Source organism: Streptomyces sp. NPDC093600, assembly GCF_044764755.1.
Classification (GTDB): Bacteria; Actinomycetota; Actinomycetes; order Streptomycetales; family Streptomycetaceae; genus Streptomyces.
Genome location: NZ_JBIWIU010000023.1, coordinates 25,413 through 32,948, shown reverse-complemented (window position 1 = coordinate 32,948; position 7,536 = coordinate 25,413). Strand labels below are relative to the sequence as shown.

At 73.2% G+C, this 7,536-nt stretch carries 6 protein-coding genes and 1 pseudogene; 4 read left to right on the top strand and 3 right to left on the bottom strand.

The window, feature by feature from the left end; genetic code table 11:
* A pseudogene (locus ACIRB4_RS31395) lies at positions 1 to 182 on the top strand (5,10-methylene tetrahydromethanopterin reductase); the annotation flags it as partial.
* Between the two features lie 310 nt (positions 183 to 492).
* Positions 493 to 1,746, top strand: a complete 1,254-nt coding sequence (locus tag ACIRB4_RS31390; RefSeq protein ID WP_403296022.1) for an IS701 family transposase — start codon at positions 493 to 495, stop codon at positions 1,744 to 1,746.
* A 102-nt stretch (positions 1,747 to 1,848) separates the two neighbouring features.
* Here ACIRB4_RS31390 and ACIRB4_RS31385 read toward each other — a convergent pair whose 3' ends face one another.
* Positions 1,849 to 2,316, bottom strand: a complete 468-nt coding sequence (locus ACIRB4_RS31385) for a DUF1772 domain-containing protein (RefSeq protein WP_403296019.1) — start codon at positions 2,314 to 2,316, stop codon at positions 1,849 to 1,851.
* A gap of 127 nt (positions 2,317 to 2,443) precedes the next feature.
* Here ACIRB4_RS31385 and ACIRB4_RS31380 point away from each other — a divergent pair, with 127 nt between their 5' ends.
* On the top strand, positions 2,444 to 3,154 hold the full coding sequence (locus tag ACIRB4_RS31380; protein WP_403296016.1) for a DNA-binding response regulator: 711 nt from the start codon (positions 2,444 to 2,446) through the stop codon (positions 3,152 to 3,154).
* A gap of 75 nt (positions 3,155 to 3,229) precedes the next feature.
* On the opposite strand, the gene ACIRB4_RS31375 is transcribed toward ACIRB4_RS31380, so the two are convergent.
* Both ACIRB4_RS31375 and ACIRB4_RS31370 read right to left on the bottom strand, forming a co-directional pair.
* Positions 3,230 to 4,096 carry an ABC transporter permease gene (locus ACIRB4_RS31375; protein ID WP_403296013.1) on the bottom strand — a complete coding sequence of 289 codons (867 nt, stop codon included), beginning with the start codon at positions 4,094 to 4,096 and terminating at the stop codon, positions 3,230 to 3,232.
* Positions 4,093 to 6,933 (bottom strand): alpha/beta fold hydrolase, encoded by a 2,841-nt coding sequence (locus tag ACIRB4_RS31370; RefSeq protein ID WP_403296011.1) that lies wholly within the window; start codon positions 6,931 to 6,933, stop codon positions 4,093 to 4,095. Before ACIRB4_RS31370 ends, ACIRB4_RS31375 begins: the two co-directional genes overlap by 4 nt.
* 136 nt (positions 6,934 to 7,069) lie before the next feature.
* On the opposite strand from ACIRB4_RS31370, the gene ACIRB4_RS31365 reads away from it, so the two are divergent.
* Positions 7,070 to 7,495 (top strand): GNAT family N-acetyltransferase, encoded by a 426-nt coding sequence (locus ACIRB4_RS31365; RefSeq protein ID WP_403296008.1) that lies wholly within the window; start codon positions 7,070 to 7,072, stop codon positions 7,493 to 7,495.
* The last annotated feature ends 41 nt before the right edge of the window (positions 7,496 to 7,536 follow it).

Below are 7,536 nucleotides of genomic sequence, written 5' to 3'. Positions count from 1 at the left end.
AGGAAGTCATCCCCGTCCTCCGCAAGGAGTTCGCCAACCTCCGCCCGGCCGGCGTCCCCGCGACCGCCCCCCTCCACCCCGCCGCACGCACTCAGAAGGGGAAAGCGGAGGCTGAGGCGGAGGGGAAAGCGGAGGCGGGGACGACAAGGGAAGTGGGGGCCGAGGCGCGCGCCGCCGACTGAGCGAGGCGGACAGGCGCGGTCCCTGGCCTGGGGCATTAACCAGGGACCGGCCCGTGCCGCCTCGTCCTGCGATGGTCGACCCGTCCCGCACGCGCGTCAAAGCGGGGGCGCGGAGTCTGTCAGATCGAATCGGCGCCGGACGGCGAACAGATTTCGGGTGACACGTTCGTGGCCGGACCACACCCCTGGTGGTCCGGCCACCATCCGACGGCCCAGAGCGGTGCCGGGAACACCTCGTCCGCGAGGCACCCGAGGGGCGACGGTGGAGGGGCAGCTGGAGGGAGCTGCGAAACCGTCGGGCAGGAGTGTCGTGAGTACTTCCGTCGCAACCAAGCGCAGAACCGTTCTCGAATCACTGGGGGTCCAGCACCGCGCCGAGCAGGGGCCGCAGTCGGCGCCGTACCGGAACGTGGTGACCGACGATGTCTACGACGAGCTCTGCGCCACCCTCTTCTCGGGGTTTCCCCGGCGCGATCAGCGCCTGAAAGCCGAGCAGTACCTTCGGGGGCTGCTGAGCGCACAGGGCCGCAAGTCGATCCGTAACATCGCCGCGCAGATCGGTGGCCCCGCCGCCGAGCAGAGTCTGCACCATTTCATTTCCAGCTCCACCTGGGACTGGCGGCCGATGCGGTCCGCGCTCGCCGGGGTCCTGGAGCGGAACAGCTGCCCGCAGGCGTGGGTGGTCCGGTCGATGCCGATACCGAAGGCCGGCGAGCACTCGGTGGGCGTGGACCGCAGGTTCGACCCGGAACGGGGGCAGGTCGTCCAGGGTCAGCAGGCGTTCGGGGTGTGGTTCGCCTCCGAGGAGCTGAGCGTGCCGGTCAACTGGCGCCTCTTCCTGCCCGATCTCTGGGTCAGGGACCGGACGCGGCGGGACCGCGCGGACGTTCCGGAGGGGGCGGGTGAGGAGACGCTCGAGGAGTGCGCGGTCGCGGCGGCGCTCGACACCGCGCGCTGGCGGGACGTCATCCGCAAGCCGCTGCTGATCGACCTGCGCGGCGGGCCGGCGCGGACGGCGCTGAACCGGCTGGCCGCGGCCCGGATGCCGGTGATCGCCCGGATCGGTGCGTCCTGCAGGCTGTCGGTCGCGGACCGGGCCATGCCCGGCTTCGGCGCCGGGCCGCTGCCCGCGCAGCAGATCCTCGAATCGCTCAAGGGGCTGCGCCGGCCGGTGAGCTGGCTGGACACCGCGGCCCCCTCCCGGACGTCGCGCACCTCGCTCGCGACGGTGGTACGGGTCGTACTGCCGGCGCCGCCCGGTGAACGGTCGCGGCCCTTGCTGCTGCTCGGCGAGTGGGACGACCCGCGGCAACCGGTGAGCCGGATCTGGATCACGGACCTGACGGCGTCGACGGTCGGCACGCTGCTGCGCCTGACCAAGCTGACGCGGCGGGTGGAGCGCGACTTCACGCAGGTCGGCGAGGGCGCGGGGCTGCGGGACTTCGTGGGCCGTTCGTTCCGGGGCTGGCACCGTCACATCACCCTGGCGTCGGCCGCCCACGCGGCGACGGTCCTCGCGACGGACTGGGACGCGGTGTACCGGTCGGGCAGCGCGGCGGGCTGACCGGACCGCCCAGGGGGGAGGGGCGGGGGGCGGTGAACCGTTTCCTCGGCTGTGGCGGGTGGGCTCGCCCCTCGGCTCAGGCCGGTGACCAACTCCCCCGGCTCAGGCCAGGGCCCCGGCGATCAGCAGCCCGAAGGCGGCGGTGATCAGTACCGTACGGATCAGATGGAAGCCGTTCCACCGCTTCTCGAAGGCCGCCCGTACCGCCGCCGGGGTCCCGCCCGTGCTCTCGGAGGCGGCCAACGCCGTGTTCAGCGGGATGTTGCCGCCGATGGTGACCAGATGGTTGAGGACGGCGCAGACCAGGCCCGCGAGGACCAGCCACCTCTGAGTGTCCGTACGCCCGTCGACGGGCACGAAGAACGCGGCGGCGGGGAAGGCCACGACGCCCAGGAAGACGATCAGGAACACCGCCCGGGGCACGTACTCGTTGATCCGGCGCATGGCGGTGACGAACTCCGCGTCGTCGAGCCGGGCGAGCGCGGGCATGATCCCGGTGAGGAAGATGAGCATGAAACCGGCGTAGAGACCGGTGGAGGCGGCGGCGAGAGCGAGCAACAGGGTGGCCATGGGCCCATGATGGCGGGCTTCAGACCACTGTGGCAGGGACTCGCCATCCTTTTCAACAGGGGTTGTCACCGTGTGCAGTCGCATGCGTACATGGAGTGGCACACCGATCGGGCGGGGGTGGTCAGCGGTGTCAGAGACTGCGGGCTCCGTGATGCTCGCCCGGGCGGCGATGAGCCGTGCCGCGCCCGAGGCGCAGCGGCCGGCGGGTCGGCCGGTGCGCGGAATGCGCCGGATCAGCGCCGCGCTGGCCGGCCTCGCCGCCTCGACGCGGCACGAGTTGCTGACCTTCGACGACCCGGCCGCCTCCGCGGGCCGGGCGATCCCCGAGCCGTTCCTGGAGCTGGCGGGAGCGTGTATGCGGGCCGCGACGGAGCGGGCCTGCGAGGTCAGACGGATCGTGCCCCGCCACGCCCTCCCTCACGTGGCGGGCACGGTCGACGTCCCCGGCCGTGCCCGGCTGACGGACGCGATCCCCTTCAAAATGATCCTCGTCGACCGTACGGTCGCGGCCGTCCCCCTCGATCTGGAGCTGCTCTACAACGGCCTGCTCCTGATCCGGGACCCGGTCGTCGTCCAGGCCCTGGTCCGTGCCCATCAGACCAGTTGGGAGACGGGCGAGGAGCTGGCCGGCGCCAGCGCGCCACCGCGCGAACTGCCCCCGCAGCTCCGCCCGGTCCTCGACGCCCTCCTCTCCGGCCTCACGGACGAGGCGGCCGCTGCCCGCCTGGGCATGTCCCCCCGCACCTACAGCCGCCGGGTCGGCGAGCTGATGCACGCCCTGGGCACGACGAGCCGCTTCCGCGCGGGCGCGGAAGCGGCTCGAAGGGGGTGGTTGTGATGAGGAGGGCTGTGATTGAGGGGGGTGGCTGTGACAGACCGGGCGAGACTTTCCGGACAGCAACCCGGACAGGGACTAGGACACGATGTCCTTGCGGGAGAAGCCGCGGAAGGCGAGGGCGAAGAGGATCAGGGCGTACGTCACCGAGACCGCCGCGCCCTTCGCCATGCCCGTCCATTCCAGCTGGGGCTGGAGGGCGTCCGCCCAGGCGAACTGCCAGTGGGCCGGGAGGAACTCGCGCCAGGAGCCGAGCGCCGTCACCGCGTCCAGGACGTTGCCGATGATCGTCAGGCCGACCGCGCCCCCGACCGCGCCCAGCGGGGCGTCGGTGCGGGTGGAGAGCCAGAAGGCGAGGCCCGCCGTGACCAGTTGGGAGACGAAGACGAAGGCGACGGCGAGGGCGAGCCGGGGCAGGGTCTCCGCCGCCGGGAGGGAGCCGCCGGTGGGGAGCTGCAGCGGGCCCCAGCCGTAGGCGACCGTGCCCGCGGCGAGGGCGACCAGGGGCAGCAGCACCATCGCGGCCGCGCTGAAGCCCAGGGCCACCGCGAGCTTGGACCACAGCAGCCGGGCCCGGGGCACGGGAGCGGCGAGGAGATAGCGCAGCGAGGACCAACTGGCCTCGGAGGCCACCGTGTCCCCGCAGAACAGCGCCACGGGGATGACGAGGAGGAAACCCGCCGAGACGAAGAGGCACGTCGCCGCGAAGTTGGCGGCGGAGGCCGTCGCCGTGTCCATCAGGGTGATCCGGTTGTTGCCGTTGCCGTCCGGGCCGCCGCCGATCGCGAAGGCGGCGATCAGGACGAACGGCAGGGCCGCGAGCACCACGCCCATGACCAGGGTGCGGCGCCGTTTGAGCTGCCGTACGGTCTCGACGCGCAGCGGCAGGGTGTGCCGCGCCCGGTAGCCGGGAGCGGTCTCCACCAGTTCCGCGGTGGTGCTCATGCGGATCCTCCTCCGATCAGGGTCAGGAACGCGTCCTCAAGGCGCCGGTGCGGCCCCACACCGGTCACGGGCACGTCCAGGCGCACGAGTTCGCCGATCAGGGCGGTGGGGGTCGCGCCGTCCAGCCGGACGAGGAGCCCGTCGTCGGCCCGTACCACCGAGGCGATCCCGGGCAGCGCGGCGACCTTGTCGACCAGCGGGTCCGAGACGGGTCCGCCCAGGGTGACCAGGAGGGCGGAGCCCTCGCCGGTGATCTCGGCGACCGGTCCCGCCTGCACCAGCCGCCCGCGGTCCATGACCACGAGATGGGTGCAGGACTGCTCCACCTCCGAGAGGAGATGGCTGGAGACGATGACGGTCCGGCCCCCGGCCGCGTACCGGATCATCACGTCGCGCATCTCGCGGATCTGCGGCGGGTCGAGTCCGTTGGTCGGCTCGTCCAGGATCAGCAGGTCCGGCAGTCCGAGCATGGCCTGGGCGATGGCGAGCCGCTGCCGCATGCCCTGGGAGTACGTCCGTACGGCGCGGGCGAGCGCGTCGCCGAGGCCCGCGATCCGCAGGGCGTCCTCGATGTGCGCGTCCTCGGCGGGCCGGCCGGTGGCCTTCCAGTACAGCTCCAGGTTGTCCCGGCCGGACAGGTGCGGCAGGAAGCCCGCGCCCTCGACGAAGGCGCCGACCCGGGAGAGGACCGGGGCGCCGGGCCGGATCGCCTGCCCGAAGACCCGGATCTCGCCGTCGTCGGGGGTGATCAGGCCCATCAGCATGCGCAGGGTGGTGGTCTTCCCGGCGCCGTTGGGCCCGAGGAGACCGAGGACCTGGCCCTGTTCGACCCGGAAGGACAGATCCCGTACGGCGTACCGGTCGGCGGACTTGGCGTACTTCTTCGTCAGCCCGGTGATCTGCAGCGGTACGGCGGCGAGTTCGGGGTCCGGGGCGGGCGCCGCGGCCCGGCGGCGGGCGGTGAGCAGCAGGCCCACGGCGGTCACGAGGCCGATCAGCGGCAGGCCCCACACCCACCAGGGCATCCCGGTCGCCTGGGCGGCCACGGCGGGCGCGGTGGGCACGGTCAGTGCGCTCTCGACGGCGACCGTGTAGGCGGCGGGGGTGGCCGGGGAGGCGTAGCCGAGGTCGGTGGCGGAGAGCACCAGCCGCAGCCGGTGCCCGGCCTCGACCTCGTGGTCGATCGCGGGCAGGGTCAGCGCCACGCTCCTGCCCTGGCGGGCGCCCTCGATCCGGACGGGGGCGACGAGCTGGGCGGGCAGCACCTGCCGACGTCCGTCGGGCCCGACGTCGTACACCTTGGCGAACAGGACGGCGGAGCCGTCGGCGCTGTCCGAGGTGACATTGACGCGGACGGTCGGCGCGCCGGTGATCCGCAGCGGCGCGGGCCGGGGATCGGACTCGAACCGGGCGTGCTGACCCGGGAAGTCGAGGGAGAGCCCGGCCCCGAGGGAGGAGAGCTGGGACAGCCCGCCGCCGACGCCGGGAACGGCGGAGATGGCGGGCGGGTTGGCGCCCGCCGGATTGTGGAAGGTCCGCGGGCGGGCGGCGGCGAGCGGGACGGAGGCGGCACCGGCCGACAGCCCGGGGTAGGCGTCGGCGCTCGCGCCGCGCAGCACCGCCTGGCCGTCGGTGGAGTCGACCCCTCCGGCGCGGCTGACGCGGAAGGCCGGGCCCGTGTCGGCGCCCTTGTCGTCCTTCAGATAGCGGTCGAACCAGTTGCCGATCCGTGCCTCGACGCGGTCGGTCTCGCGGTTGCCGCCGTCGTGGCCGCCCGCGATCCAGTCGACGGCGACGGGGGCGCCGTTGGCGGCGATCGTCTTCGCCATGGCATCGGCGTGCGAGAGCGGGAAGAGCGAGTCGGACTGGCCCTGCACGATCAGGGCGGGCACCTTGATGCGGTCACCGACGGCGGAGGGGCTGCGGGCTTCCAGGAGGGTACGGGCGGCGGCGTCGGGTTTCCCTGCGACGGCGACGCGTTCGTAGAGGGAGCAGAGCTCGGGGGTGAACCGCCCGCAGGCCGACGGCTGCGCGGGGGCAGCAGCGGTGGTGGCGGGGGCGCGGGTCGCGGCCCCGGAGGACTCGGCACCGTCGGCCCCCGACCCGGCCGCGGAGGACCCGGCCTCCGAAGACCCCGCACCACCCGACGCCGTCCCGCCCGGCCCCGTCCCGTCCGGCGTCACGCCCTCCGGCGTCACGCCCTCCGTGCCCGTCCCCGGCAGGCCCGGAGGTCCGGACGCCCCCGAGGTGAAGAAGATCCCGGCCCAGAGCTTCTTGAAGACGCCCTGCGGGAACAGCGCGTCGGCCAGGTTCCAGTACGTGATCTGCGGAGCGATCGCGTCGACCCGCTCGTCGTACCCGGCGGCGAGCAGCGCGATCGCTCCGCCGTAGGAGGCGCCGGTGACGCCGACGCGCGGATCGCCGTCCTTGTCGAGCCGTACCTCGGGCCGTCGCGCGAGCCAGTCGACGAGCTTCTGGACGTCTTTGACCTCGTGGTCGGGATCGTTGAGCCCGATCTGCCCGGTGGATGCGCCGAAACCGCGCGCCGACCAGGTGAGGACGGCGTATCCGTCACGGGCGAGCTGCTCGGCCTGGGCGCGGACGTCGGCCTTGGAGCCGCCGAAGCCGTGCCCGAGCAGGACGGCCGGCCTGCGGGCGGACGGGGAGCCGGCGGTGAAGTACGTGGTGTCGAGGCGTGCCCCGGGCACGTCGATCACCTGGTCCGCGCGGCTCACGGGAGGGGGTTCGTCGGAGGCGACGGCGGTCCAGGTGCCGGCGCCCGCGAGCACGGCGAGGGCCGCGGTGATCGCGGCCCACCGGGGAAGTCGGAGCTTCATGCGTCCGAGCCTAGGCGGGCATCCTGTGCGGCACGGCTGCCCCCAGGCGGAATTCGGCGGCCTCCCCGAGTCGTACGCAGTACCGTCGCCGTACACCAGGCGCGGTATGCGCGCCCCGGCGACCGGGGGGCTGATCATGGAGATCCGGCAGGCGACCACGGTGGCCGAGCTGCTCGCGGCGGCGCACCTCTACGACGGTCCGCCGCGGCCGGAGTGGGCCGAGCGGTTTCTCGCCGCGCCCGGGCATCTGATGCTGATCGCGTACACGGAGGACGGGTTCCCGGCGGGCTTCGTCTCCGGGATCGAGATGCTCCACCCGGACAAGGGGGTGGAGATGTGCCTGTACGAGCTGTCGGTGGACGAGGGGTACCGGCGCCGGGGCGTCGGGCGGGCGCTGACCGAGGCGCTGGTGGCGGTGGCGCGGCGGCGCGGCTGTTACGACCTGTGGGTCGGCGTCGACACCGACAACGACGCGGCGCTGGCGACCTACCGGTCCGCGGGTGGAGTGGACGACGGGGTCTTCACCATCCGGACCTGGGAGTTCGACGAAAACAGCACCTGACGCTCTCTTGTGCGATGCATGACAACAGGGAGACCCTGTGG